24 protein-coding genes and 1 pseudogene are annotated in these 25299 nt (G+C 60.1%); 15 read left to right on the top strand and 10 right to left on the bottom strand.

The genetic code is table 11. From position 1 onward, the window contains the following. Positions 1–67: 67 nt before the first annotated feature. Together GTP69_RS12425 and GTP69_RS12420 are read left to right on the top strand one after the other, a co-directional pair. Positions 68–1153 (top strand): hypothetical protein, encoded by a 1086-nt coding sequence (locus GTP69_RS12425; protein ID WP_161055196.1) that lies wholly within the window; start codon positions 68–70, stop codon positions 1151–1153. Further along, positions 1144–1749, top strand: a complete 606-nt coding sequence (locus GTP69_RS12420; RefSeq protein WP_161055195.1) for an ABC transporter ATP-binding protein — start codon at positions 1144–1146, stop codon at positions 1747–1749. The genes GTP69_RS12425 and GTP69_RS12420 overlap by 10 nt, the downstream gene beginning before the upstream one ends. On the opposite strand, the gene GTP69_RS12415 is transcribed toward GTP69_RS12420, so the two are convergent. Beyond that, a complete protein-coding gene (locus tag GTP69_RS12415) occupies positions 1746–3026 on the bottom strand; it encodes an aminotransferase class V-fold PLP-dependent enzyme (RefSeq protein WP_202424396.1) in 1281 nt (426 codons plus the stop codon). The two genes, GTP69_RS12420 and GTP69_RS12415, sit on opposite strands and share 4 nt — an antisense overlap. After that, entirely contained in the window at positions 3023–5413 is a 2391-nt protein-coding gene (locus GTP69_RS12410; protein ID WP_161055194.1) for a TonB-dependent receptor plug domain-containing protein, read from the bottom strand. Before GTP69_RS12410 ends, GTP69_RS12415 begins: the two co-directional genes overlap by 4 nt. A gap of 197 nt (positions 5414–5610) precedes the next feature. Here GTP69_RS12410 and GTP69_RS12405 point away from each other — a divergent pair, with 197 nt between their 5' ends. The 4 genes from GTP69_RS12405 to GTP69_RS12390 all read left to right on the top strand — a co-directional run bounded on the left by GTP69_RS12405 (position 5611) and on the right by GTP69_RS12390 (position 7971). Next, the gene (locus tag GTP69_RS12405; protein ID WP_202424395.1) at positions 5611–6090 is read left to right on the top strand and encodes a cyclic nucleotide-binding domain-containing protein; all 480 of its coding nucleotides are present in this window, start codon (positions 5611–5613) and stop codon (positions 6088–6090) included. Further along, on the top strand, positions 6087–7214 hold the full coding sequence (locus tag GTP69_RS12400) for an AI-2E family transporter (RefSeq protein ID WP_161055192.1): 1128 nt from the start codon (positions 6087–6089) through the stop codon (positions 7212–7214). The genes GTP69_RS12405 and GTP69_RS12400 overlap by 4 nt, the downstream gene beginning before the upstream one ends. Positions 7215–7280: 66 nt before the next feature. Next, positions 7281–7472: a hypothetical protein gene (locus GTP69_RS12395; RefSeq protein ID WP_161055191.1), complete on the top strand. Its 192-nt coding sequence runs from the start codon at positions 7281–7283 to the stop codon at positions 7470–7472. 13 nt (positions 7473–7485) lie between these two features. Continuing rightward, the gene (locus GTP69_RS12390) at positions 7486–7971 is read left to right on the top strand and encodes a hypothetical protein (RefSeq protein ID WP_161055190.1); all 486 of its coding nucleotides are present in this window, start codon (positions 7486–7488) and stop codon (positions 7969–7971) included. Between the two features lie 48 nt (positions 7972–8019). Here the strand turns inward: GTP69_RS12390 and ahpF are convergent, their stop codons facing one another. The 7 genes from ahpF to GTP69_RS12355 form a co-directional block, all read right to left on the bottom strand. Further along, on the bottom strand, positions 8020–9618 hold the full coding sequence (gene ahpF, locus GTP69_RS12385; RefSeq protein ID WP_161055189.1) for an alkyl hydroperoxide reductase subunit F: 1599 nt from the start codon (positions 9616–9618) through the stop codon (positions 8020–8022). 96 nt (positions 9619–9714) lie between these two features. Beyond that, complete coding sequence (gene ahpC, locus GTP69_RS12380; RefSeq protein ID WP_161055188.1) at positions 9715–10278, bottom strand: alkyl hydroperoxide reductase subunit C; 564 nt, start codon at positions 10276–10278, stop codon at positions 9715–9717. 87 nt (positions 10279–10365) lie between these two features. Then, positions 10366–13164, bottom strand: coding sequence for an EAL domain-containing protein (locus tag GTP69_RS12375; RefSeq protein ID WP_161055187.1), 2799 nt, complete (start codon positions 13162–13164; stop codon positions 10366–10368). Between the two features lie 126 nt (positions 13165–13290). Continuing rightward, positions 13291–14745: an RCC1 domain-containing protein gene (locus tag GTP69_RS12370; protein WP_161055186.1), complete on the bottom strand. Its 1455-nt coding sequence runs from the start codon at positions 14743–14745 to the stop codon at positions 13291–13293. A gap of 185 nt (positions 14746–14930) precedes the next feature. After that, the gene (locus tag GTP69_RS12365) at positions 14931–17339 is read right to left on the bottom strand and encodes a YgiQ family radical SAM protein (protein WP_161055185.1); all 2409 of its coding nucleotides are present in this window, start codon (positions 17337–17339) and stop codon (positions 14931–14933) included. Between the two features lie 90 nt (positions 17340–17429). Next, positions 17430–17705, bottom strand: a complete 276-nt coding sequence (locus GTP69_RS12360) for a DUF4404 family protein (RefSeq protein ID WP_161055184.1) — start codon at positions 17703–17705, stop codon at positions 17430–17432. Positions 17706–17718: 13 nt separating this feature from the next. After that, on the bottom strand, positions 17719–17922 hold the full coding sequence (locus GTP69_RS12355; RefSeq protein ID WP_161055183.1) for a VF530 family protein: 204 nt from the start codon (positions 17920–17922) through the stop codon (positions 17719–17721). 144 nt (positions 17923–18066) lie between these two features. Here GTP69_RS12355 and GTP69_RS12350 point away from each other — a divergent pair, with 144 nt between their 5' ends. The 4 genes from GTP69_RS12350 to GTP69_RS12335 are packed head-to-tail and all read left to right on the top strand — an operon-like array spanning position 18067 to position 20967. After that, positions 18067–18621 carry a PAAR domain-containing protein gene (locus tag GTP69_RS12350; RefSeq protein ID WP_161055182.1) on the top strand — a complete coding sequence of 185 codons (555 nt, stop codon included), beginning with the start codon at positions 18067–18069 and terminating at the stop codon, positions 18619–18621. Continuing rightward, complete coding sequence (locus GTP69_RS12345; protein ID WP_161055181.1) at positions 18593–19810, top strand: hypothetical protein; 1218 nt, start codon at positions 18593–18595, stop codon at positions 19808–19810. The genes GTP69_RS12350 and GTP69_RS12345 overlap by 29 nt, the downstream gene beginning before the upstream one ends. Then, positions 19803–20681 carry a hypothetical protein gene (locus GTP69_RS12340; protein WP_161055180.1) on the top strand — a complete coding sequence of 293 codons (879 nt, stop codon included), beginning with the start codon at positions 19803–19805 and terminating at the stop codon, positions 20679–20681. Before GTP69_RS12345 ends, GTP69_RS12340 begins: the two co-directional genes overlap by 8 nt. 19 nt (positions 20682–20700) lie before the next feature. Next, positions 20701–20967: a hypothetical protein gene (locus GTP69_RS12335; protein ID WP_161055179.1), complete on the top strand. Its 267-nt coding sequence runs from the start codon at positions 20701–20703 to the stop codon at positions 20965–20967. 34 nt (positions 20968–21001) lie between these two features. Here GTP69_RS12335 and GTP69_RS31840 read toward each other — a convergent pair. Continuing rightward, positions 21002–21192 (bottom strand): annotated as a pseudogene (locus tag GTP69_RS31840) (hypothetical protein); the annotation flags it as partial. Between the two features lie 90 nt (positions 21193–21282). Between GTP69_RS31840 and GTP69_RS12325 the strand changes: the two are divergent. Genes GTP69_RS12325 through GTP69_RS12305 form a run of 5 tightly spaced genes read left to right on the top strand, consistent with a single transcriptional unit; the run spans position 21283 to position 25200 of the window. Beyond that, positions 21283–21804 (top strand): PAAR domain-containing protein, encoded by a 522-nt coding sequence (locus tag GTP69_RS12325; protein WP_161055177.1) that lies wholly within the window; start codon positions 21283–21285, stop codon positions 21802–21804. Continuing rightward, positions 21797–23023, top strand: a complete 1227-nt coding sequence (locus tag GTP69_RS12320; protein ID WP_161055176.1) for a hypothetical protein — start codon at positions 21797–21799, stop codon at positions 23021–23023. The genes GTP69_RS12325 and GTP69_RS12320 overlap by 8 nt, the downstream gene beginning before the upstream one ends. Next, the gene (locus GTP69_RS12315) at positions 23016–23888 is read left to right on the top strand and encodes a hypothetical protein (RefSeq protein WP_161055175.1); all 873 of its coding nucleotides are present in this window, start codon (positions 23016–23018) and stop codon (positions 23886–23888) included. Before GTP69_RS12320 ends, GTP69_RS12315 begins: the two co-directional genes overlap by 8 nt. Positions 23889–23914: 26 nt before the next feature. Beyond that, entirely contained in the window at positions 23915–24334 is a 420-nt protein-coding gene (locus GTP69_RS12310) for a hypothetical protein (protein WP_161055174.1), read from the top strand. Continuing rightward, a complete protein-coding gene (locus GTP69_RS12305) occupies positions 24331–25200 on the top strand; it encodes a hypothetical protein (protein WP_161055173.1) in 870 nt (289 codons plus the stop codon). Before GTP69_RS12310 ends, GTP69_RS12305 begins: the two co-directional genes overlap by 4 nt. Positions 25201–25299 lie beyond the last annotated feature (99 nt).

Below are 25299 nucleotides of genomic sequence, written 5' to 3'. Positions count from 1 at the left end.
GGCCCGATGTTCGCATCGGGCCTTTTTTTCATTTGCATTTCAGAATTAGCATGTAAGCTGATCGGCAATGAAAAATGCTTATCTCCATTTCCGTCTACGCCTGGCACGGCACGCGCTGCTGCACTTCGCCGCCAGCCTGAAAAGTTCCCTCGAATATATTTTGCTCGGCTTCGGCCCGGTGCTGATCGGCCTGGTCGCCGTGATCGCCCTGCCCGGCTTGTTTGCCGCCAGCCAGCCATGGCCGGAAGCGCTCGGCCTGTTCACTGGCCAGACGCTGCTGGGCACATTGCCGGTCTGGCTGCTGCGCAAGCGCCTGCATCCGGCGACGGTGATGCTGTGGAGCCGGCCGCTGCCGATTTCGCCGCGCAGCAAATGGCAGGCTGATGCTGCCGTCGCCGGCCTGATCGTCGGTCCGCTGAGTCTGGTCTACGCCATCTCCACCGCGATCTGGTTTTTCCAGTGGCCGGACTGGCTGCGTCCGATTGCGCCGCAAGCACTGCTGATCACTGTTGTCTCGCTGCTGCTGGCCTGGCTGTTGTCAGCACTCATGCTGCATCATCGCAACCGCATACCTGCTGCGCGCAAGCCCGGCCGTTCCCGGCCTGCGCCGACTCAATACATCGCGCAACGCGGTGGCATGGCGCGCTACTGGTATCGGCTGTTCTGGCTGCCGTTCTGGCGCGCGGAAAATGTCATCGGCATTCAGCAAACCTTGCTACTGGCCGGCGCGCTGCTTAGCATCGGCGTGTGGATGGCGCATCCGCCCTTGGTGCCGCCAGCCTTGTGGGGCGCGTGCGCCGCGTTAATGACCATGCTGCTGACCGACCGTGGCGACAAGGCCGTGGCCGAGCAAATCGCGCTGCTGCGTCCGGTCGCCGCCGGCTGGCCGCTGCGCACCGCATCGCTGTATCGCCTGGCAATGCTGGCGACACTGCTGCCGGGACTGGCCGTGCTCGGCTGGTTCGCCGTGCTGACGCTGGGCCGCAGCGCCGGCGGCTACAGCCACACCGTCGCCACCGTCTGGCTGTCCGTTGCCGCCACCGCCCAACTGGCCGTGGTCGCGCTGCGCAAGCTGAGCGTGCGCGGCCGCGTCGGCCTGGTGATCAGCGCCATCCTCATCCTGACCGCAATCGGAAGTGAATTATGGAATTAAGAATCGAACAGCTCAGCTTTGAATACGCCAGCCATCCGCTGTTCAATCAATTCAATCTCAAGCTCGGCAACGGCATCACCTGGCTGCGCGGTGAAAACGGCGCCGGCAAGACCACGCTGATGAAACTGGCCGGCGGCGCGCTGACGCCGCACGGCGGCCATATCTGGCTGGACGATCTTGAGTTGCAGGCGCAGCCGCTGGCTTATCGCCTGCAATGCTACTACTGCGGCGGCGACACGCCGCAACTGCCATGGCTGACCGTGCGCGAGGTGCTGGACATGCACGTCTCGCTGTATGCCAGCGCCGATGCCGAACTGCTCAACGCCGAGCTGGCCGCCTTCCACCTGCTGCCGACGCTGGACCAGCCGGTCACCACGCTGTCGCTGGGCCAGCACAAGAAGATGCAGTTGTCGCTGGCCTTGTCGCTGCCAGTTCAACTGCTGCTGATTGACGAGCCCTTCAACGGCCTCGATGTCGATGCGGTAGCCTACCTGCGCCAGCAGCTGGCCGCGCCGGAACGGCTGGCGCGCCAGTGCATCCTGCTGACCAGCCACCTGGAACCGCAACTGCCGCTGGTGCAGACCGTGCAGCTTTAAGTTGCCACCCGCCGCAGCGCTTCGCTCAGGCGGTCCACCTGCGCTTCCGAGGTAAAGATCGACGGCGTGGCGCGCACACAGGCGCCGGCCGCCAGCCCATCGCGCGGCACGGTGAACACGCCATGCTCCTTCAGCAGACGGCGCGCCAATGCATTGTTGTCCGCCATCGAGGTGCGGCCGCGCAAGCGGAACGAGGCAATCGCACTGCTCAAACGCGGATCGGACGACGCCAGCAACTCCAGGCCGCTCACATCGCGCACCGCATCCAGCCAGCGGTTGCGCAGCCGCGCCAGCCGAGCCTGTTTATACGCGACGCCTACCTGTTCATGCAGGTCGAGTGCCAGCGGCAGGGTCACATACGCGGCAAAGTTGAGCGTGCCGGTGTGCACGCGGGTACGCACATCGCCACGGTCGTCCTCGCCCATATACGGATCGACGGCGCGCACCCGGCCACGGCGAATGTAGATCGCGCCGACGCCCACCGGCGCGCCTATCCATTTATGCAGGTTGATGCCGGCGAAATCCGCATGCAGATCGGGAATCCGCATATCCAGCTGGCCGAAGCCATGCGCCGTGTCGACGATGGCGTCGATGCCGCGCTCGCGCGCCATGCGGCTGATCTCGGCCACCGGCAGCACCATGCCGTTGCGGTGGTTGACGTGCGTCAGCAGCATCAGCTTAAGGCGCGGGTAACGCGCCATCGCTTGCGCGTAGCTGTCGATGACCGCCTCGTAGCTGGCCGGCTCCGGCATCGCAATCGATACCACCTCCACGCCGCGCCGCTGCTTCAGCCAGTGCATGGTGGTGATCATATTGTCGTAGTCGATGTCGGCGCACAGCACCACATCGCCCGGCTGCAGGCGGTTGTAGCCGCTGATCAGGATTTGCAGTGCTTCAGTGGCGCCGCGCGTAAAGGCGATCTCGTCGGCCGAGACACCCAGCGCCAGCGCCGCCCGCTGCCGTGCCGATTCAAACTCGGCGGGAAACTGCAAGCGGCCGTAGTAGGAATTGCCGTGATTGGCGTCGGCCACATGGCGCTGATAGGCCTCCATTACCGGGCGCGACATCGAACCCCAGTAGGCGTTGTCCATCATCGCCACGTCCCGCTTGATGTCGTACTGCGCGGCGACCGACTGCCAGTAGCCTTCGTCAGCAGCCAGCTCCTGCGGCGACACCGCCGGCCGCACCGGCATCGGCGATGCCGCCAGTGTGGCGGTCGGCGCCAGCAGCGCGCCAGCCTTCAGCCACCGGCGGCGCGTGGGATTACGCAGGCTCAAAACTTCACCGTGTAATCGACGTACAGATTGCGGCCGTCGGTATCGTACGGCGCGTTGCGCGAGTAGATCAGGCCGCGGCTGGCCTGGAACACGGCTTCGTCCGGATACTTGTTCAGCACGTTGTCGACACCGAAGCGCAGCGACTGTTTGGACGTCAGCTTGTAGGTGGCGGCCAGGTCGAGGAAGCGCATCGCACCGAAGCGCTGGAAGATGTCGCCGGTGGCGTTGCCGGTGCTGTCGGTCCAGCTGCCGTAGTAGCGCGCGCGCACCAGCGTGCTCCAGCCGCCCTGGTCATACGATGCGCTGAAGGTAGCCTTCTGGCGCGGCAAGCGTTCTTCGAACACCACGCGCTGGCTCTCATTGGTGGCGATGCTGGACTTGCCGCCGTCGATCTTGGTTTCGTTGTAGTTGTAAGCCGCAGTCAGGTTCAGCTTGCCGACGCCGAGACGGTGCAGATAGCTGCCCACTACATCCACGCCCTTGGTGGTGGTGTCGAAGTCATTGGTGAAGTAGCTGACCGAGGTGTAGCGCAGCGGATTGGGCACACCGGCCGGCACCGCGAACGAGGCCGAAGTGCTGAAGCGGTCGCGCAGCTTGATGTTGTACAGGTCCACCGAGCCGGACAGGCCGCTGGCGTCTTTCCACGTCAGGCCCAGCGACAGGTTCTTGGATTTTTCCGGTTGCAGCGGCTTGGCGCCCAATGCCACCGCCAGCGGATCGTTGTTGGCCAGGCGGCCGCTGGTGAACACCAGCAGCGTCTTGGTGTCCAGGCCCTGGCTGGTGCTGTTGGTGTTGAGCTGGCCCGGCGTTGGCGCGCGGAAGCCGGTCGACCAGGAACCGCGCAGCGCGAAGTCCGGCGTCACCTCGAAGCGCGCCGACAGCTTGCCGTTGACGGTGTTGCCGAACTCGGAGAAATCTTCATAACGCACGGCGGCGCCGATGGTGGCCTGCTTGCTCAGCGGGACTTCGACGTCGGCATAGGCGGCATAGCTGTCCTGGCCCCATTTGCCGGACTGGATATCGCTGAAGCCCGGCGCGCCATTGGCGTTGGCGTCGAGGCCGGCAGCAGCGCCTGGGCCTACCGCGTAGGAGGCCGGATCGCCGGCCTTGACCGAATAAGTCTCGTTGCGATATTCGGCGCCAACGGCGAGGTTGACCGGCTGCGACAAACCCGCCACGCGCCATTCGTAATTGAAGTTGGCGTTGACCAGTTTTTCTTCCTGCGTCAGGCGGCCGAGGTAGAACGAAGTCGGGCTGGACGGGCCGAGCGAGGCGTTGATCGAGTTGTGCAAGCCATAGTCGATGGCGTTGCGGCCGTAGGAGGCACTGACGTCCCAGCCCAGCGCTTCGCTCATGCGACCGCGCAGACCGGCCAGCAGTTGCATGTCGTTCTGCTTGTTGGTGTACTGCGGGCTGAAGCCGACCGGATAAATGCTGCGCACATCCCAGCCAGGGAAAATCGTGGTCAGCTTGTAGACCGTGGTGCCGGTGTCCGGATTGCGCCAGTTGAAGTCCGAGGTGCCATCGCTGTGCGCGAACAGGCCGTAGCTGTAGGCTTCCAGCTCGTTGCCCAGGTCCAGCGTGGCGTTGTAGCCGAGGTGCTGGCTTTCCAGTTCCGGCTGGCCCCAGCGCTGCACCGGATTCGGTACGCTCAGCGTTGGATGCGCGGCCTGGAATGCGATGGCGTCCGGACGCTGGCGGGTGCGCGAGGTCGGATCGGATTGCGCTGCCTCGGCAAACAGCGCGATGCGCGCATGCTCGCCCAGCATGAAGCCGTACTTGGCGTGCAACTCGTTGGCCTTGCCGTCGCCTTCGCTGTATTGCGAATGCTGGGCGGTCAGTTCGCCGCCGAGGCTGTCGTCCAGAATGATGTTGATGACGCCGGCAATCGCGTCCGAACCGTATTGCGCCGAGGCGCCGTCACGCAGCACCTCGATGCGCTTGATGGCGCTGCTCGGAATCTGCGCCAGGTCGGGCGCCTGCGCACCGCGCGCACCCAGCAGCGCACTGCGGTGGAAGCGGCGGCCGTTGACCAGCACCAGCGTCTGGTCCGGCGACAGGCCGCGCAAGGTGGCCGGGCGGACGAATACCTGGCCATCGGCCATCGGCAGGCGCTGCACCACGTACGACGGCACCAGCTGGGCCAGCACGTCGTTGAGGTCGGACGAGGCGACGGCGGCGATGTCCTCGCGGCTGAACACGTCGACTGGCGCCAGCGTGTCGAACTGGGTACGGTTGCTGGCGCGGGTGCCGGTGACGATGATGGACTGTTGGCTATCTGCGGCGGTGGTGGCGGTGTCGGCGATGGTGTCGGCGTGGGCGACCATCATGGCCTGGCAGGCGCACAGCGCGGCGGCGCTCGCAATTTGGCTACGTTTGATATTCATCTCTGCTCTGCTGGTTGTTGTGGTGGGATTGCGGGCGCCAGCTTAGCGGCCGAGTATGTCAAGGGTATGACCTTGCAAGTGACGCGGCGGCGGCAAATATGTGATGAATTAGCAACAATTCCCTTTGGGTGGCGGCAGCCGCCGTAAAACCGGCGACAATGGATGCTGCCCCGTTATTTCCGCAGGAGTTTTGCCTCATGTTTGGCCTGTTCAAGTCCCCCGCCCTGTCACCCCGTTTGCTGCGCCTGAAAGATTCGGCGCTGTTCGATTCGCTGACCCCGCTCGAACTGAAAATCATCGACGGCCTGATGCACGAGCGCCGCTACCTGGCCGAAGAAATCATCTTCGACGAAGGCGAGGAAGGCCAGGCGCTGTACCTGGTGACGTCGGGCCGCGTGATCATCAGCCGCCAGCTGGGGGCGGGACGCGAAGTGGTGGCGGAACTGTCGTCCGGCTCCTTCTTCGGCGACCTGGCGCTGCTGGACAACGCCCCGCGCAACGCCCAGACGCGCGCGCTGGACAACTGCGAACTAGCGGTATTCTTCCGCGCCGACTTCATGGGCCTGATGGAAACCGATCCCGTGATCGGCTACAAGATCTCGCTGGCCCTGGCGCGCCACATCGGCCGCCGCCTGCGCGACTGGATGACCGGCAAGCCGCAACTGGAGGCGCTATGAATCTGCTGCCGACGCAACAGCGCGGCGGGCCGGTGGTGTGGAGCGGCATCATCGCCGCCACCTGCGGGCTGCTGTTCCTGTTGCAGCAGATGCTGTTCCTGGCCGTGCCCTTCCTGCTCGGCATCGTGCTGTACTACATTCTGCAACCGCCGACGCAGCGCCTGATCCGCATGGGCTTCAGCCAGAACGCCGCCACCTTCATGGTCGGCACGGTGTCCCTGCTGCTGGTGGCGCTGGCCGTGCTGGCGGCGGTGTACTGGAAATCCGCGCCGACCACCTCGTGGCAGGAAATGCTGGGCATCTACCTGGCCGGCGGGCTGGAATTCGTGCGCCATACGATGGTGGCGCTGGAGCAGCAGTTCCCCTTGCTGAAACAGGTGGCGCTGGCCGACACCGTCAACCAGCGCATGAGCGAATTCACGGGCGACTTCATCCAGTCGCACCTGACCGACATTTTGGTGACGGTGGTGGCGTGGCTGCCGTCGCTGCTGCTGGCGCCGTTCCTGACCTTCTTCTTTTTGCGCGACGGCCTGCGCTTTAAAAAATTCCTGGCGCGGGCGGTGCCGAATGCCTTCTTTGAACGCACGCTATGCCTGCTGCATGAAGTCGACCAGACCGCGCACCGCTACTTCAAGGGGCTGATACGGCTGACCGTGCTCGACACAGCGGTGCTGGCCTTGGGCTTGTGGGCGATCGGCGTGTCGTCGCCGCTGGTGCTGGGGCTGATTGCGGCGCTGCTGGCGTGGGTGCCGTATGTCGGTTCGATCGTCGGCTGCATGCTGGTGGTGATGGTGGCGTCGACCGATGCGCCGTCGCAACCGTCGGTGGCGTATATGGCAATCGGCGTATTCATCCTGGTACGCCTGCTGGACGACTTCGTCTTCATGCCGTTGACGCTGGGCCGCAGCCTGCACATCCATCCGCTGATTACCGTGCTGATGATTTTTATCGGCGGCTCGGTGGCCGGCGTGGCCGGGCTGATGCTGGTGCTGCCCTTGCTGGGCGTGGTGATGGTGATCGGCGAAACGCTGGGCAGGCTGATCACCGACCCACGCTTGCGCGCCCGCCACCGCAACGCCATGGCCCTGCGCACCAAGCAAGCCAGCTACGACCTGACCTCCTAGAGCCATATCAAACGTGCGCCGCAACACACGGCGTACACTGGCCTGAGATCTATACAGGAGGCGATTATGAGATTCGACAATCTTACCTCGGAAGAAATCCGTGAGATTTGCAGGGCTGTCGACGAAGATATGCGCAACGAACGTGCAGGCAAACCGCGCCCCAAGAAGTTCTTCGATGACTGGCCCAGCGCGCATTTCACCAGTGAAGAAATTCGAGCTGCATTAGACGCAGCATGGAAAGAGACATTCAAGAATTAAATGGGCCATCATCATGCCTGCCATGTATCAATTACTCGCGCAGGAATGCAGCAGCGAAGCCCTCGCTATCTTCGCCTATACCGTTTATAAACAGCATAAAGCTGAGTCACTGCGCGCAATTCTTGAAAAGAACGGCAAAGAAGCTACGCAAGTCGAACTAGAAACATTTTATCTTTCCTGCTGTACTCCGAGCATGCGCAAGATGTACGTGCAGCAAGCCGAAAAATTAATGCAGCAATTAGTTGGGAAAACGCTGGAGCTACGCAAACGCGAGTTGGAGCAGGATTTTTTGGCGACGAAGGTAGGGGAACAACTGGAAGTGATTCAAGCCAACCAACAGCAGAAGCGTAGTTGGAAAGGGTGGGCAGCAGATGTCAGCGGCAATCTGGCTGTGAATTTTGTCACCATTCTGGTGATTGCCGCACTGCTGTTTGGCTTTCGGGGATTGGATAATATGCTCGGCGAGTTCGGGCGAAACTCGGGGGTGCTGAAGAAATAAACAAAAACGGGAGCCGAGGCTCCCATTTTTGTTTAATGCCGGCTTAGATTACGCGGTCATCGCGTGCTTGTCGGCCGACTCTTCGACGACTTCTTCGTCGTCAGAGCGGATCAGGTGATCGAAGGCGGACAGTGCCGCTTTCGCGCCTTCGCCGGTGGCGATGATGATCTGCTTGTACGGCACGGTGGTGACGTCGCCGGCGGCAAACACACCCGGCAGCGAGGTCTGGCCACGCGCATCGACTTCGATCTCGCCATGACGCGACAGGGCTACCGTGCCTTTCAGCCACTCGGTATTCGGCACCAGGCCGATCTGCACGAACACGCCTTCCAGCTCAACCTTGTGCGACACGCTGGTGTTGCGGTCGGTGTAGCTCAGGCCGTTGACGATCTTGCCGTCGCCGTGGATCTCGGTGGTTTGCGCCGAGGTGATCACGGTGACATTCGGCAGGCTGCGCAGCTTGCGTTGCAGCACCGCGTCGGCGCGCAGTTCAGCGCCAAACTCGATCAGCGTCACATGCTTGACCAGGCCGGCCAGGTCGATCGCCGCTTCCACGCCGGAGTTACCGCCGCCGATCACCGACACGCGCTTGCCCTTGAACAGCGGACCATCGCAATGCGGGCAGTAGGCCACACCGTGGTTGCGGTATTCCTTCTCGCCCGGCACGTTGATTTCGCGCCAGCGGGCGCCGGTCGCCAGGATCACCGACTTGGCTTTCAGCACGCCGCCGGAAGCGGTATGCACTTCGGTCAGCTTGCCTACCTGCACCAGCTTGCTGGCGCGCTGGGTGTTCATGATGTCCACTTCGTATTCGCGGACGTGCTGTTCCAGCGCCACTGCAAATTTCGGGCCTTCGGTGGCCTTGACCGAGATAAAGTTCTCGATCGCCAGCGTATCCAGCACCTGGCCGCCGAAACGCTCGGCCAGCACACCGGTACGGATGCCTTTGCGGGCGGCGTAGATCGCCGCTGCCGCGCCGGCTGGGCCACCGCCGACCACCAGCACGTCGAACACGTCTTTCTTGCTGATCTCGGCTGCCTGGCGGACGCCGGCATTGGTGTCCAGCTTGGCGAGGATTTCCTCGACCGAGGTACGGCCCTGGCCGAAATGCTGGCCGTTCAGGAACATCATCGGCACGGCCAGGATCTGGCGCTCTTCCACTTCCTTGGCGAACAGGCCGCCATCGATGGTGGTGACTTTGATGCGTGGGTTAATCACCGACATGGCGTTCAGCGCCTGCACCACGTCCGGGCAGTTATGGCAGGTCAGCGACATGAAGGTTTCGAATTCGTAATCGCCATCCAGGTTGCGGATTTGCTCGATCACGGCTTCGTCAAATTTGATGGTGTGGCCGCCGACTTGCAGCAGCGCCAGCACCAGCGAGGTGAATTCGTGGCCCATCGGAATCGCGGCGAAACGCACGGCGATATCGGTGCCAGCACGGTTGATGCTGAACGACGGTGCGCGGACGCCCGCTTCGGTGCGCTCGACCAGCGTGATTTTGTCGCTCAACTCGCTAATTTCGAGGAGCAGTTCTTTCATCTCGCGGGCTTTGGCGCTGTCATCGAGAGAGGCGACCAGCTCCAGTGGGTAAACCACTTTTTCCAGGTAGGCTTTCAACTGGGTTTTGAGGGTAGCGTCCAACATGATTTTCTTCCTTTACAAATATTTAGGCGTATGCCGGGCCGGACGCCCGGTCCGGCATCGCGGTAACTACTTGTGTGCTGCTTTGTTGCTCAAGATTTAGATCTTGCCAACCAGGTCCAGCGATGGGGTCAGGGTCGCTGCGCCTTCGGTCCATTTAGCTGGGCAAACCTGGCCTGGGTGCTCGGCAACGTATTTAGCTGCTTTAACTTTGCGCAGCAGTTCCGAAGCGTCGCGGCCGATGCCGTTGTCGTGCACTTCCAGCACTTTGATCTGGCCTTCTGGATTGATCACGAAGGTACCGCGCAGTGCCAGGCCTTCTTCTTCGATCATGACTTCGAAGTTGCGCGACAGGGTGCCGGTTGGGTCGCCGATCAGTGGGTAATTCACTTTCTTGATCGCGTCCGAGGTGTCGTGCCATGCTTTGTGAGCGAAGTGGGTGTCGGTCGACACGCCGTAAACTTCCACGCCCAGTTTGGCGAATTCAGGTTGGAAATCGGCCAGATCTTCCAGTTCGGTAGGGCAGACGAAGGTGAAGTCGGCTGGGTAGAACATCAGGACCGCCCACTTGCCTTTCAGGGTCTCGTCGCTGACCTCGATGAATTTACCTGCGTGGTAAGCCTGGGCCTTGAATGGTTTGATTTGGGTATTGATCAGGGACATGGTGGTTTCCTCGTTGGGGTTGTGAATCATTGAGACGCCAGTGTAAGGCTTTTCCCGCCATTTGCAAAATTGATTGTTCCAATAGTTTCAATTGGCTTTGACTATCGACGCTGCAAGCGGCATAGCATTATCGCGCAGGAAGGCGTCGAACTGCTCGGCTGGCATCGGCTTGGCAAATAGATAACCTTGCCCGTAGTCGCAGCCGGCGGCGGCCAGCAGGTCGCGCTGTTCGGGCGTCTCCACGCCCTCGGCGATGACTTTCAGGCCCAGCTTGTGGGCCATGACGATGATGGCTTCCGACAAGGCCATGTCGCTGGATTCGGGCGCCAGGTTGCGGGTGAAGGAGCGGTCGATCTTCAGGTAGTCGATGTCGAACTTCTTCAAATAGGACAGCGACGAGTAGCCGGTGCCGAAGTCGTCCAGCGCGACCTGGATGCCGGCGTCGCGCAGTTGCAGCAGGCGGTTGCTGACCGCGCTGCTGGCGTCCAGCAGCAGCCCTTCGGTGATCTCCACCACCAGCGACTGGCCGGGCAGCGCCAGCGATTGCAAATGCGCCAGCCAGCCCTGGTAAGAACTGCCCTCGCGCTGGAATTCCAGCGGCGACTGGTTCAGGCTGACCTGGAACTCGCCATGCACCTGCTGCCGCCAGCGCTGCACCCAGCGCGCCGATTCGTGGAACACCCATTCGCCGATCTCGACGATCAGCCCGCTCGCTTCGGCCAGCGGAATGAATTCCAGCGGACTGACCAGCCCGCGCTGCGGATGGTTCCAGCGTATCAGCGCCTCAGCCTTGTGGATGGCGCCGCTTTCCAGGTGCACGATCGGCTGGAAATACAGCGCGAACTGCTGGCCCTTGAGCGCGCCGCGCAGGTCGTTGGTCAGGCGCATGCGGTTCAGCGCCGCCACCTGCAAGGTCGGCGTGAAATAGCTGTAGCGGTTGCGACCGGCACCCTTGGCCGCGTACATGGCCTGGTCTGCGTGCTTGAGCAGGTCGTCGATGTCCAGCGCGTCGTCCGGGTACAGCGTGATGCCGATGCTGGCCGAGACAAATGCCTGCTCCTGGCCCAGATCGAACGGCTTCAGCAAGCTGTTAAGAATGGACTGGGCGATGCGTTCAACATGGTCCGGCGCCTCCAGCTCGGTCAGGATGACGGTGAATTCGTCGCCGCCCAGGCGCGCCACCGTGTCCGACTTGCGCACGCAGGCGCTGATGCGGCGCGCGGCATCGATCAGCAACACGTCGCCCTGCTGGTGGCCGAGCGTGTCGTTGACTTCCTTGAAGTGGTCGAGGTCGATGAACAGCACGGCAATGCGCGACTTGTCGCGCTGGCTCTTGAGCATGTCGTGCGCGAGCCGGTCGAGGAACATGCGGCGGTTGGGCAGCTGCGTCAGCGTGTCGAAATTGGCCTGCTGCCAGATCAGCGCCTCGCTCTGCTTCTTGGCGGTGACGTCCTCGATCATGCACAGGTGGTGCGGATGGCTGCCGGCCTCGGGTTCGATGGCGTTGACCGAGACATCGATCCAGGTCACCGTGCCGTCCGGCCGGAACAGCCGGCTGAGCGCCTTGAAGCTGCTGATCTGCTGCGTGGTCAGCAGCGCCATCTCCGCCTTGATCTGCACCACATCGTCAGGATGGCCCACTTCCAGCCAGCGCAGCGCCCGCAGCTCATGCTGCGAACGCCCCAGTATCTCCTGGTAACGTGCATTGATATCGCGGTATTCATACGTGATCGAATCGATCAGCGCAATGCCCAGCGGTGACGCCTCGAACATGGTGCGGAAGCGCCGCTCACCGTGGCGGATGGTTTCCAGCGCGCGCTTGCGCTCGCGCGCCAGCAAACTGAAGTGAATGGCCGCGCCCAGCACCAGCAGCAGCACCACGGCCACCAGCAGCCGGTACAGCCACGCCAGGCTGGCGCGGGCGGTGTCGACGCGGTACATAAAGCCGTCGAAGCGTGCCTGGCGCAGCATCATACCCAGTCCGGCGTAGACGTCGGCAATATGCTGCCAGCGGTCCGGATTCATGTAGCCGATTTCCACCAGCACCGGCTGCACCAGCGGCACCATCTGGCGCGCTTCGTACAGCAGGTGCTGGCGGTCGCTGCGGCGGGAATACTTGCTGAGTATCATATCCGCCGCCTCTTCCTGGTGGCTCATGGCCCACTGCCAGCCTCGCATGCTGGCGGCGCGGAAGGCGCTCACGCGTGCCGGATGGTTGGCCAGCTCCTGCTCGCTGGTAAACAGGTTGTCGCCGTAGAAGTCGATGCCGACCGAGCGCGGGCTGTAGATATCATATGGAAAGCCGAGGCGGTCGAAGGTGTCCGGCTCGTTGGTGGTATAGATCGCCATGGCGTCGACCTTGCCGTTGATCAGGTCATCCGGATTGAAACTGTGCTCGACGCGCTGGAAGCTGGTGGACGGTACGCCTTCCTTGGTCAGATAGGCCAGCAGTTCGTCGGCGTTGCCGAGGTCGTCGGTGAGGGAGCCGATCATGGCGCGCTTGCCGATCAGGCGGCGGATATCAGGTTCGGCGCCGCCCTGGCGCATCGCCAGCGCATACGGCGAATGCTGGAAAATCACGCCCAGCACCACCACCGGCTTGCCGGCCATGCGCGCCAGCAGCAGGCTGCTGCTGCCGGTGCCGTATTCGGCCCGGCCGGCAATCACATCGCGCTCGGGCGCATTGCCGTCCGTCCCTTCGAGAATTCGCACGTCCAGCCCGGCTTCGCGGTAATAACCCAGCTCCAGTGCAGCGTAATAGCCGGCAAACTGGAACTGGTGGACGTGCTTGAGTTGCAGGGTAACTTTTTCCAGCGCCAAGGCCGGAACCGCAGCCAGCAGCAAGGCGGCAGCGGTGCACAGCGCGGCAAGGGCGGAAAAGCGCACAGTCACAGAGTTCCCGGGACGATAGGCAGTGGCTCTAGTGTAGCCGCTTCGACGCCGGCGCCACACAAAAAGCAACGGACGGCCGGGCTGATGCCCGCCGTCCGTTGTTGCGCCGCCAAGCCGCGATCAATACGCCACGTTGACCGGCGTCGCCGAGTTGGTTACGGTGCCGTTGCCCAGCTGGCCGTTGCCGTTGCGGCCCCAGGTCCACAAGGTGCTGTCGGCCCGCAGCGCGACCGTATGGGCGTTGCCGGCCGCCACGGTTTTCCAGGTTTTCAGGTCGCCGATCTGGACCGGGAACAGGCTGTCGGTATTGCCATTGGTAAGCTGGCCTTCCGCGTTCGAGCCCCAGCCCCACAGCGTGCCATCGTTCTGCACGCCGACACTGTGCGACAGGCCGCCGGCGATGCGGGCCCAGTTCTTGGCCGTGCTGACCGGCACCGGCGTCGGCTGCAGGCTGTTGCCGTTATTGCCCAGCTGACCGGAATCGCCCCGGCCCCAGGCGAACAACGCACTGTCGGTGCTGATCGCCAGCGTGTGGAAGCTGCCGGCCGCCACCGACAGCCAGGTCGCCGTGCCGATTTGCACCGGCGCGACGACATTGCCGCTGGTGGCGCCATTGCCGACCTGTCCAAAGGAGGTGTCGCCCCAGCCCCACAGCGTGTTGTTGCTCTGGATGCCCACGGTGTGGGAATCGCCGGCCGCCACCGTCAGCCAGTTGGCAGTGCCGATCTTGGTCGGCACGCGCTTTTCGTCGGTGGTGCCGTCGCCCAGCTGGCCATTGACATTGCTGCCCCAGGTGTACAAGGTGGACACGGTGGTGCCAGCGCTGCCGGTGGTGCCGGTGCTGGTCACACTCTGCAGCGCCGCCACGTGGGCGCGGCCGGCCGAAACGAAGCTCCAGGTCTTGGCGGTGCCGATCTGGACCGGCGTGAGGCGGTCGATCTGGGTGCCGTCGCCCAGCTGGCCATTGAGGTTGTAACCCCAGGCCCACAGCGTGCCGTCGGTGCGGATCGCCACGGCGAAGCGGTCGCCCACGGCCACCTGCTTCCACAGCGTGCTATTGCCGGACACCGTGACCGGCGCGCTGCGGTCGGTGCTGGTGCCGTCGCCCAGCTGGCCGCGGATGTTGGAGCCCCAACTATAGAGCTTGCCGTCGGTCTTGAGGCCGATGGTCTGGTTGCCGCCGGCGGCCACCTGGGTCCACGGCGAAGGGGCGATCACGGACAGTGCGATCGTGCCGGTAATGCTGCTGTCCGTGGCGGTCACGGATTCGGTGCCGACACCCTTGGCGGTGACCAGGCCGGTGGACGATACTTGCGCCACCGTGGTGGCGCCGGACTTGATGGCCCAGACCGCGCTGGTCAGCGCCTTGGTCGAACCGTCCGAATAGGTGCCGGTGGCGGTCAGCTGCGCGGTGGTGTTGGTCACCATGGTGGTCGGCTGCGCCGAAGTCACGGCAATGCTTTTCAGCGTCACGGCCGGGGTCGAGGGGGTGCTGCTGCCGCCGCCACCACCGCACGCGGCCAGCACGGCAAGCAGCGGTACCAGCAGGAACGAAGAGAATTTAAAGTTTTTCATGATCATCCAATTCACAGAATAAAGTCTGCGGTGCAAGCAGTGTAGCCCGCCTCGGCAGCCGCACATCACACAAGCAGAACTGAATTATCCACGTTATTAAGCCGATACGGCAATTTAACAAGATTTCTTCTGAGAACGGATAAAAAAAAGCACCCGAAGGTGCTTTTTGCAAGTTAGCGCTTGCCTTACTTGCGGCCGCGCGGGGCGCCGCCGGTAGCCGGCCGTCCAGGATTGCCGCCCTTGGCCGGCGCTGGCGCCGCCTTCTTGACCTTGATGGTGTCCAGGATCGACGGCTTGGCCTTGGTCTCGATCGTCGCGCGCGCCGTCAGCGAACCGGTGAGCGCGTTCGGCTTGCCACGGCTGCCGGCCGGCATGCCACGCTCGCGACGGCCTTCGCCCGGCGCCAGCATCGGCATCGCGCGCTTGCCTTGCGACGCCTTGAAGTTCTCTTCGCCCGCCGTGTACGGCGGAATCAGATGGCGCTCGCCGGTGCCGATCAGATCGCCACGGCCCATGTTACGCAGGGCGTCGCGCAGGATCGGCCAGTTCTTCGGATCGTAGTAACGCAGGAAAGCCTTGTGCGCCTGGCGCTGCTTCAGGCTGCGCGGCGTGAACACTTCTTCCGAATCCTCGGTGACCTTGTGCAGCGGGTTGCGGCGCGAGTGGTACATGGCGCTGGCCATGGCCATCGGCGTCGGCATGAAGGTCTGCACCTGGTCCAGGCGGAAGTTGTTCTTCTTCAGCCACAGCGCCAAATTCAGCATGTCTTCATCGGTGGCGCCCGGGTGGGCGGCGATGAAGTACGGAATCAGGTACTGCTTCTTGCCGGCTTCCAGCGAATACTTCTCGAACAGCGCCTTGAACTCGTCGTAGGCGCCGATGCCCGGCTTCATCATCTTGCTCAGCACATTGCTTTCGGTGTGCTCGGGCGCGATCTTCAGCAGGCCGCCGACGTGGTGGGTCACCAGTTCCTTGACGTACTCGGGCGAACGCACCGCCAGGTCGTAACGCAGCCCGGACTGGATCAGGATTTTCTTGATGCCAGGGATGGCGCGCGCGCGACGGTACAGCTTGATCAGCGGATTGTGGTTGGTGCCCAGGTTGACGCAGATCGACGGGTAGACGCACGACAGGCGGCGGCAGGTGGTCTCGATTTCCTTGTCCTTGCAGGCCAGGCGATACATATTCGCGGTCGGGCCGCCCAGGTCGGAAATGATGCCGGTGAAGCCCTTGGTCTTGTCGCGGATGTGCTCGATTTCGCGCAGGATCGACGGTTCCGAACGGCTCTGGATGATGCGGCCTTCGTGCTCGGTAATCGAGCAGAAGGTGCAGCCGCCGAAGCAGCCGCGCATGATGTTGACCGAGAAACGGATCATTTCCCACGCCGGGATATTGGCGCCGCCGTAGCTCGGGTGCGGGCCGCGGGCGTAGTTCATGTCGTAGACGTTGTCCATCTCGTCCATCTGCAGCGGCAGCGGCGGCGGATTCATCCACACGTCGCGGTCGCCGTGGCCTTGCACCAGCGCGCGCGCATTGCCCGGATTCGACTCCAGGTGGAACACGCGCGAGGCGTGCGCATACATCACCGGATCGCTGGCGACGGTTTCGAACGACGGCAGGCGCACCACGGTCTTGTGGTGTTTTTCCAGCTCCATGGCGCGGCGTTCTTCGCGGCTCATGATGCGGATCGGCTTGTATTCGGACGGCGCCGGTGGCGGTGGCGCCGGTTCGGCAACGGCCTTGGTCGGCTCGACCATGGCCGGATTGGTTTCTTCGCCCGGCTTGGCGTTCGGATCGTTGCTGGTGGCGCAGGTCGGCGAATTCGGCTCGACCATCAGGTATGGATCGATATGCTTGTCGACCTTGCCCGGCGTATCCACGCGGGTACTGTTGTGCACGCCCCAGTCTTCATTCGGCATCCAGCCGGCCGGCACCAGGAACGAGGTGCCGCGCAGGTCGCGGATACTCTTGATCGGCTCGCCATCGGCCATGCGCTTGGTCAGGTCGACCAGCGCGCGTTCGGCGTTACCGAAAATCAGCATGTCGGCCTTGGACTCAAACAGCACCGAACGGCGCACCTTGTCCGACCAGTAGTCGTAGTGGGCGATGCGGCGCAGCGAGGCTTCGATCGAGCCGATCACCACCGGAATGCCGGGGAAAGCTTCGCGGCAACGCTGGGCGTAGACCGTGACAGCGCGGTCCGGACGCTTGTTCGGCTCGCCGTTCGGGGTGTAGGCATCGTCCGAACGCGGCTTGCGGTCGGCGGTGTAGCGGTTGACCATCGAGTCCATATTGCCGGCGGTGACGCCGTAATACAGACGCGGCTTGCCCAGCGCGCGGAAGGCGTCCACCGACAGCCAGTCCGGCTGGGCGATGATGCCGACCCGGTAGCCGTTGGCTTCCAGCAGGCGACCGACGAGGGCCATGCCGAAACTCGGATGGTCGATATAGGCGTCGCCGGTCACCAGGATGACATCGCACTGATCCCAGCCGAGCACGTCCATCTCTTGACGGGTCATCGGCAGGAAAGGCGCAACAGCAGCGCGGGCAGACCGCTTCGGGACGGCCGCAAATAAATTGGTAGGGGGGTTCATATGGGGCCGTATTGTACCGGAGTTAGCCCCGTTCCGCTCACGCGGTCGTGAATTTCCTTTTACTTTTCAAACACTTGTGCGAAAACGATATCAAATGCCCATGTTTGACAGGATCGTGCCCAGCTCGCGCAGGCCCGACTCCAGCGTCGGATGCTTGGCGGCGAACTTGGCCGACAGCTCCTGCGAGCGCTCCGCCAGGCCGTACGTGGTGGACTCGCCGGGGGCCGGCTCGGTGCCGCGCTCCAGCAGCGTCTGGATATCGCCGTTGAGCTGTCGCAGCAGTTCCTGCAATTCCTCATCGACCGGACCGGCATTGGCCAGATTGGCGTGCAGGTTCTTGAGCGAGGTTTTCAGATTGCTGTCCATAATCGTTCCCTGTTTAGAATGTGGTGGCCAGATACAGGGCTTCGACCTGCGTCCTGGCCCACGGCGTCTTGCGCAAGAACTTCAGGCTGGACTTGATGCTGGGATCGCTGCTGAAACAGTTGATATCGATCCGCTGCGCCAGTTGTTCCCAGCCATAGTAGTCGTGCAGGCGGGTCACAATCGCTTCCAGCGTTACGCCGTGTAGTTGGTTATTCATATGTACTCAAAAATCAAAGGCTGGGATGATTGTACACAAAGTGGCCGACATTCCAGTGTGATGCTTAACGCAAGCTTTTGTGCCAGATCAGTATAGGCTGCGCCGCGCCGCTCTAGAGTGACTTCTTTTTCCCTGGAGAAGCTCATGATGCGCGCCGTCATCTGCAAAGGCGACCCGACCTCCCATGGCGGCAAAGTCCTCGAAGGCAACGAACTGGTCACCACCAACGGCCGCGCCGTGGCGCAGCTGGGGCACAAGACCTTCTGTCCGCAATGCAAGGGAACCTTTCCCATTATCGAAGGGCTGGACTTCCACACCTACGCCGGCATCGGCACCGCAGTCGAAGGCATGAAGACCGCCTGCGGCGCCAAGCTGATCGCCACCCAGCAGCAGATGGTGATCGACGATGGCGGCAGCAGCGGTGGCACGACGGACAGCGCGCCCGCACCGGCCAACAGCGCAGCACCCACCAAGCAACAGGCGCCATACAGCGGCGCCTTCCGCGCCGTCGACGACACCACCGGCCAACCGGTCGCCGGCCTGCCCTACCGCATCGAACTGCCCGACGGCCGCACCGTGCGCGGCGTGACCGATGAAGACGGCCACACCCAGCATGTCAGCAGCGACAACCCGGACACCGTCAAGCTCTACTGGGAAACGGAGGCCAGCGATGAACGATGCTACCAGCAGTACACTTGACACCAATGCAAGCGTCACTACGGTTCCGGTTCACGCCCAGCGCAGAGTAAGCTACGAGTTCGACACTAAAGCAACCAGAGCCGACCTAGCTATACCTTACGTAGTTATCGTCAACGGCAAAGTCCAGGGGCCGGACAAACCGAGAAGACTCAGCCGCGAAAACCGTAAGATCGCTGTCACCGTAGAAGCCGGTAGCAAGGTAGCGCTTTACCTCAACAGCGACGTTCACCCCAACCACCGTCGCAATCCTGTATATGAAGTAACCGTCAATGACAAAAACGTTTCTGTGAAGATCACAGAAAAAACCGGCAATGACGATCCTGATCCACCAACACTCAAGCCGGTTCCTGCTACGCTTTCACTCAGTCCGGATACTGACTTCTATACAGCTAAGCTAACGGGCAACATATGGATGACGATATCGCACAGGTACACCGAGGCGGAGGCTAATGCATTATTGCCTGCCAATACCGACCCTGTTGTCCGGAAAGCAGTTTGCAGCATTTACCGAGGATTAGGGGTAGGAAAGCTAGACATACCGCTCCGCGGGGAAAGCGGAGTTTTACACGTCAGCTTCATCAATCAAGGCAACCCCCAGGCCAATATCTCTCGTTGCTCCCTCTCAAATGACGTACTTCCCAGGACGCATCCTTGGGCATTTATGGCTTTGTTTGATATGGCGCGTGACACACAGCTTTCTCAATTGCACATTACATCATGTTGGCGACCTTCTTTAGGCTCCATTGCACACCGGGCCGGACTCGGCATCGACATAGACGTCGTCGCCACCTCAAACAAACGAATAAATATCAATCGTGTCGGCTTAACGGTGCCCGACACCTCTGACAATCCGAATATAACAACTCATGAAAAAGAACTGTTAGCTGCGTGTACCAATGCTCGGCTCCAAGAAAAACTTCATCGCGATAAGGAAATCAGGGAAGCCGCCAAGGCCAACTGCGACAGTTGGGAAAACGAAGTGGAGAAAAATGAACCTCAACTTATTCGAAGCATTCGTCGGAAACTGCAAGCATTGGAAGTAGTCGAACAAATTCTAGATCCTTGGTATATCGAATTAAATACGAAAGATTCTAAGAGCCAAAAAACTAACGCGCAATCAAGCGATAACGAAAGAATTCATAAAGACCATCTGCATATCACTATCAAGGACGCCAAAATTTATGACTAAAGATCTCTTTCTGTGTACCGCCATTTCGGCCGTTCTGGTACAAGCAATCTTTACAAATAGCGCCAGTGCGTCTGATGAAGATCCCTCTCTCACTTGGATTGATGTGCGCTGGTCAATTCGATACTTATTATTCGTAGACACAGTAGCCGGCAAAGCCGAGTCCATTCGCTTAGCTAAACGCAACAACCTGCTTGACGCGACAAAGAAAAAAAATTTTATTTATCTCAACAGCCAAGAACTACTGCCCACGACCAACCTTGTTGCCGCGCCAAATGCTGAAACAATTACTACTGCATTGCTGAGTTTTGATGAAGCCGGAAGGCTGATTACCAATGATAGGAGATTACGCGGGTTCGCTGGCAAGCTATCAGAGTTAGGACATGTAGTATTGGTTCGACCAAATGTGAATCATACCAAGCCATACGACTTGGTGTATTGGGCGCAGGGGATCCCCGGAAATTCAAGTTTCGGACCAAGTCCATGCATCTTCCTGGATAAAATTCGCTACGAGGACGATTGGAAAACTGGTGATTATCCTGGGGACTTCGGCTGCCGTGAATGGACTGCGCAGCTGTTCAATGACGAACGCCCCTACATCGACGTTACCACTTACACCAAACGCGGCAATTTCATCGGTGAATTCGTCGGCTGGTCGCGCTTTAAAGACGCGCCCAAACCGATCATCGGCATGAATGGCAAAACCTGGCTATGTCTGCATGAGTGCCCGGCAGGGGAACAGCCAGGTATGATCAACGACATACAAGCATGGGGCCGCAAGCACAACTATCCCCTACCTGTTCCACCGCTGTATCAACCTGAATATCCAAACAAAAACTACAAGGACGATATTCAAGAGCTCAACCACGATTGACACACACTTGGAGCACATCATGCATAGAATCAGAATTCAGCTGGCAGGTCTGTTGATGTGTTTGATGGCATCGTCACACGCAGAGGATCTCACCAAAGCGGAACAACACGACTGGATCGAACGCGACTGGGAGATTCGCTATTTGCTATTTGTCGGCCCGGAAAAGGACCGGGCAAAAGACTACCGGGAAGCGGAGCAAATGAACGCGAGAGCTGCGAGGAAGGGCTCTACTTATCCCCCTGAATATCCCGATAAAAACTACTACCGCGATATCGCATGCGAGTAGGCTGATCATGGACCAGCGCTACTCGTCTTGAAGATTACTTATCGGTCAAACCACGGCGTTCCAGCAGCGGTTCGATCTTCGCATCGCGGCCGCGGAAGTTGCGGTACATTTGCATCGCGTCCATGGTGCCGCCTTTGGACAGCAGCATCTTGCGGATAGTCGTCGTTCTTGCGCAGCATGTCCGCCGTTTTCGATGAACCAGTCGACGGTGCTGGCGTCTATTTGAGTTCGAGGCTTCACCCGAGCTTTTGTGCCAGATCAGTATCGGCGGCGCAGCGCCGCTCTACAGTGGCTTCTTTTTCCCTGGAGAAGCTCATGATGCGCGCCGTCATCTGCAAGGGCGACCCGACCTCCCATGGCGGCAAAGTCCTCGAAGGCAACGAGATGGTCACCACCAACGGCCGCGCGGTGCCGCAGCTGGGGCACAAGACTTTCTGTCCGCAATGCAAGGGAACCTTTCCCATTATCGAAGGGTTGGACTTTCACACCTACTCCGGCATCGGCACCGCAGTCGACGGCATGAAGACCGCCTGCGGCGCCAAGCTGATCGCCACGCAGCAGCAGATGGTGATTGACGATGGCGCTGGCGGTAGCGCGGCGGCGCCGGCCAGCGCCGCCGCGCCCGCCGCCAAGGATCGTGCGCAATACAGCGGCGCCTTCCGCGCCGTCGACGAAACCACCGGTCAGCCGGTCGCCGGCCTGCCATACCGTATCGAACTCCCCGACGGAAGCATCGTACGCGGCGTCACCGATCAAGATGGCTACACCCAGCATGTCAGCAGTCATACTCCGGACACTGTCCATCTCTACTGGGAAACGGAGATCCACGATGACTGACGCCGCCTGCAAGCTCGACGCCAGCGCTGCCGTCAAGACAGTCCCTGTCTGTGCCAAGCGCATGGTGTGCTACGAATTTGACACAAAGGCTACGGATGCTGGCGTGGCAATACCCTATCTGGTTGTTATCAATGGAAAAATCGACGGCAAGTTGAACAAGCTTGACCGCTCACGGAAGATCATGCGCACGGTCAATGTGGGAAGCACGGTTGCCCTCTATCTCAACAGCGACGTCCATCCGGATCATCGCAGTACACCGGTATATGCGGTAGAGGTGGGCAACAACCATGTGCTGATCAGGATCACAGAGAAAACCGGCCAGCATGCCGATCTTCGGCCAGTCATCGGCACACCGTCGACACGCGGCCCGGATAAGCCGGGTGAGCCGGCGCAGGACTGCTATCAAGCCCCATTGACCGGCAACATCTGGATGACCGTCTCCCATCGCTACACGGAAGTGGAGGCCGACAAATTGCTGGCCTTAGATACTGCGGTTGAGATCAGGCAGGCCATTGGCAGCATTTATCGCGGACTGAAATCGGCCAGACTCCAAATACCGCTGACGATGAAAACCGCAGACCGCGTACAAACGCTGAACGTCGCCTTTGAGGAGAGCGGCAATCCACAGAAAAACATTGCTGGCATCTCCACAACAGCAGATGTCCTGACACGCACGCATCCATGGGCATTTGAGGCCCTGTTCAAGGAGGCCAGCAAGCTGGGTATTACTGACATGTTGATCACCTCTTGCTGGCGCCCATGCTACGGCTCCATCGCGCACCGCGCCGGCCTCGGACTCGACGTTTGCTACATCGCCACGCCCACTCAAAAAGTGAAAATCAATCGTATCGGCTTGCTTTTTAAAGGACACTCTAACAATCCATATGTTTCGGATGCAGAAAAAAAATTACGCAACGAATCCCTGGCATTGCAAGCACACGCTAACAATAAATCCGATCAGGAGGCCACGCAAGCCGCGCGCAACAAGCGCAATGAGCGCGTCGAGGAGATGGACAAAACCCAGCCCAAGGTGATGAGTGCCCTACGAGAAGGGCTACGCATCCAGCCAGTTGTTGGGCAGCTATTAGATCCTTGGTACATCGATTTAAACACCCACAGCAATACCAGCCGGTCCATCAATGAACAGCAGAGCAAAACCGAACAGGGGCATGCCCATCATTTACATATCACCATCAGAGAGCCCAAGATATATGAATAAGCAAACTGGCATGGTTGTTTTCAGCCTGTTACTCCTACAAGACAGTATTCAGGCCGCAGGATTGCAAGATGACTCACCTTCACGGCGGTGGCTCAATGTTCCCTGGGAAGTGCGTTATCTTTTGTTCACCAATACCCAGCAACGCTATGCCGAAGGCTATAGATTGGCAAAATTACAGAATACGCTGGATGGGAAAAAAGGCAAAAGTTACGTCTATCTCGACGCATTGGAACTGATCAAACCGACAGCCAATTTTGTCACCCCTGGCGCGCGAACCATCACCACCGGCATCATCACCTTCGACCAGCAAGGCGCCGTCACGACTCCTGACGGCGAATTGCGTAAATTCTCGGGGAAACTATCGGCGCTAGAAAATCTCGTACTGGTACAACGCACAGCGCCGATGGCAAAACCCTATGAATTGCTGTTCTGGTCGCAAGGTATTCCGGGCAACCTGGCTTTCGCACCGGGGCCATGCACGATGCTCGATACCCTGCGTTACGAGGATGAGTGGAGGAGCGGCGACAAACGAGGTGACTTCGGCTGCCGTGAATGGACTGCGCAGCTGTTCAATGACGAACGTCCCTACATCGACGTTACCACCTATACCAAACGCGGCAACTTCATTGGCGAATTCGTCGGCTGGTCCCGTTTCAAAGATGCCCCCAAACCGGTCATCGGCATGAATGGCAAAGCCTGGCTTTGCCTGCATGAATGTCCAGCTGGAGAAACGCCCGGCGTGATCGGCGACATAAAGGCATGGACCCGGAAGCACCGCTACCCGATGCCTGTTCCACCGCCATATCAGCCTGAATATCCAAACAAAAACTACTACGACGATCTGCACGAGATGGAAGAAGACTAAGTATTGCGAATCGCGCAGGCCTTGAGTTGGACGTCTGCTACATCGCCACACCAACTGAAAAAGTCAAAATCAATCGTATAGGCTTGCTGCTAAAAGGCCATTCCAACAATCCATACGTCTCGGATAAAGAAAAGACGCTGCGCGCAGAGTGGCAGGAATTGAAAGCTCGGGCAACGCGTGAAAAGGATGTAAAGACTATCGATGCCGCAGCAGAAAAAAGAAGCGAACAGGTGTCAGAGATGGAGAAGAGTGAGCCAAAAATATTGCGCGACCTTCGTGCTGGCCTCATACGTCACTGCGCGGTGAGTCAGCTACTGGATCCTTGGTACATGAATTTCAACACTCATGGAACCGGTGCGGCGAACATAAATGACCAGCAAAGCAAGGTGGAAAAGGGCCACGCCCACCATCTGCATATCACGATTCGGGAGCCCGGAATAATATGAGTCATCTGCACCCAATGATCATTTTAGCTGCTGCATGCACGATATATCAAGCGTCAGCTAACGCACAAAACACTGAAGACCATTCGCGGGTCTGGCTGAACGTGCAATGGGACATACGTTATCTTCTATACGTCACCACAGAAACACGCCAGAAGGAATGGCAACTCTTGGCGAAAGAAAAAAATGCCAATGACGGCAAAGAGGAAAAACACCACGTTTATCTTGATGCGATGGCGTTGGTTAAAAAAAACGCTGTCTTTGCGACACCACAGTCTTCAAACATTGCTACCGCGCTGATCACCTTTGACCATCAAGGTAGAGTGACCAGCGACGTTGCATTATCTGGCTTCACCGGAAAACGAACTGTGCTGGATTATCTTGTCCTGATGCGTGATAGTGCGCCAGCAGAAAAACCGTACAGTCTTCTTCACTGGTCTCAGGGTGTGCCCGGCAACATGACGTTCGGCCCTGGGCCATGCACGATGCTGGACATCCTACGCTATGAGGACGATTGGAGAAGCGGCCGTTATCCAGGCGACTTCGGCTGCCGTGAATGGACCGCACAGCTGTTTAATGATGAACGCCCTTATATCGACGTTACTACCTACACCAAACGCGGCAATTTCATTGGCGAATTCGTCGGCTGGTCACGCTTTGAAGATGGCTCCAAACCGATCATCGGCATGAATGGCAAGACTTGGTTGTGTCTACACGAATGCCCAGCTAGAGAACGGCCCGGTTCGATCAATGACATCCAGGCGTGGGCCCGCAAACACAACTATCCCGTACCTGTTCCACCAGCGTATCAGCCTGAGTATCCAAACAAAAACTATTGGGACGATATCAACGAGCTTAACCACGATTGAATTGGCTCAACCGTGATATTGAGGCCTGGACAAGCAGACATGGTTATACCATGCCTGAACGCCCTCGCCATCAGCCTGAATACCCTGATAAAAACTACT

The organism is Duganella levis, from assembly GCF_009857605.1.
GTDB classification, from domain to species: Bacteria; Pseudomonadota; Gammaproteobacteria; order Burkholderiales; family Burkholderiaceae_D; genus Rugamonas; species Rugamonas levis.
Note: the sequence above shows the minus strand (reverse complement) of the source record. Positions and strands in the feature narration are given on the sequence as shown.

What these genes read in the sequence shown, in the direction of transcription:
- GTP69_RS12410 (WP_161055194.1), bottom strand. Translation starts at nt 5,413, where the DNA reads ATGAATATCAAACGTAGCCAAATTGCGAGCGCCGCCGCGCTGTGCGCC.
- GTP69_RS12425 (WP_161055196.1), top strand. Translation starts at nt 68, where the DNA reads ATGAAAAATGCTTATCTCCATTTCCGTCTACGCCTGGCACGGCACGCG.
- GTP69_RS12405 (WP_202424395.1), top strand. Translation starts at nt 5,611, where the DNA reads ATGTTTGGCCTGTTCAAGTCCCCCGCCCTGTCACCCCGTTTGCTGCGC.
- GTP69_RS12365 (WP_161055185.1), bottom strand. Translation starts at nt 17,339, where the DNA reads ATGAACCCCCCTACCAATTTATTTGCGGCCGTCCCGAAGCGGTCTGCC.
- GTP69_RS12320 (WP_161055176.1), top strand. Translation starts at nt 21,797, where the DNA reads ATGACTGACGCCGCCTGCAAGCTCGACGCCAGCGCTGCCGTCAAGACA.
- GTP69_RS12315 (WP_161055175.1), top strand. Translation starts at nt 23,016, where the DNA reads ATGAATAAGCAAACTGGCATGGTTGTTTTCAGCCTGTTACTCCTACAA.
- GTP69_RS12355 (WP_161055183.1), bottom strand. Translation starts at nt 17,922, where the DNA reads ATGAATAACCAACTACACGGCGTAACGCTGGAAGCGATTGTGACCCGC.
- GTP69_RS12340 (WP_161055180.1), top strand. Translation starts at nt 19,803, where the DNA reads ATGACTAAAGATCTCTTTCTGTGTACCGCCATTTCGGCCGTTCTGGTA.
- GTP69_RS12400 (WP_161055192.1), top strand. Translation starts at nt 6,087, where the DNA reads ATGAATCTGCTGCCGACGCAACAGCGCGGCGGGCCGGTGGTGTGGAGC.
- GTP69_RS12325 (WP_161055177.1), top strand. Translation starts at nt 21,283, where the DNA reads ATGATGCGCGCCGTCATCTGCAAGGGCGACCCGACCTCCCATGGCGGC.
- GTP69_RS12305 (WP_161055173.1), top strand. Translation starts at nt 24,331, where the DNA reads ATGAGTCATCTGCACCCAATGATCATTTTAGCTGCTGCATGCACGATA.
- GTP69_RS12395 (WP_161055191.1), top strand. Translation starts at nt 7,281, where the DNA reads ATGAGATTCGACAATCTTACCTCGGAAGAAATCCGTGAGATTTGCAGG.
- GTP69_RS12390 (WP_161055190.1), top strand. Translation starts at nt 7,486, where the DNA reads ATGCCTGCCATGTATCAATTACTCGCGCAGGAATGCAGCAGCGAAGCC.
- GTP69_RS12420 (WP_161055195.1), top strand. Translation starts at nt 1,144, where the DNA reads ATGGAATTAAGAATCGAACAGCTCAGCTTTGAATACGCCAGCCATCCG.
- GTP69_RS12370 (WP_161055186.1), bottom strand. Translation starts at nt 14,745, where the DNA reads ATGAAAAACTTTAAATTCTCTTCGTTCCTGCTGGTACCGCTGCTTGCC.
- GTP69_RS12360 (WP_161055184.1), bottom strand. Translation starts at nt 17,705, where the DNA reads ATGGACAGCAATCTGAAAACCTCGCTCAAGAACCTGCACGCCAATCTG.
- GTP69_RS12345 (WP_161055181.1), top strand. Translation starts at nt 18,593, where the DNA reads ATGAACGATGCTACCAGCAGTACACTTGACACCAATGCAAGCGTCACT.
- GTP69_RS12350 (WP_161055182.1), top strand. Translation starts at nt 18,067, where the DNA reads ATGATGCGCGCCGTCATCTGCAAAGGCGACCCGACCTCCCATGGCGGC.
- ahpC (WP_161055188.1), bottom strand. Translation starts at nt 10,278, where the DNA reads ATGTCCCTGATCAATACCCAAATCAAACCATTCAAGGCCCAGGCTTAC.
- GTP69_RS12335 (WP_161055179.1), top strand. Translation starts at nt 20,701, where the DNA reads ATGCATAGAATCAGAATTCAGCTGGCAGGTCTGTTGATGTGTTTGATG.
- ahpF (WP_161055189.1), bottom strand. Translation starts at nt 9,618, where the DNA reads ATGTTGGACGCTACCCTCAAAACCCAGTTGAAAGCCTACCTGGAAAAA.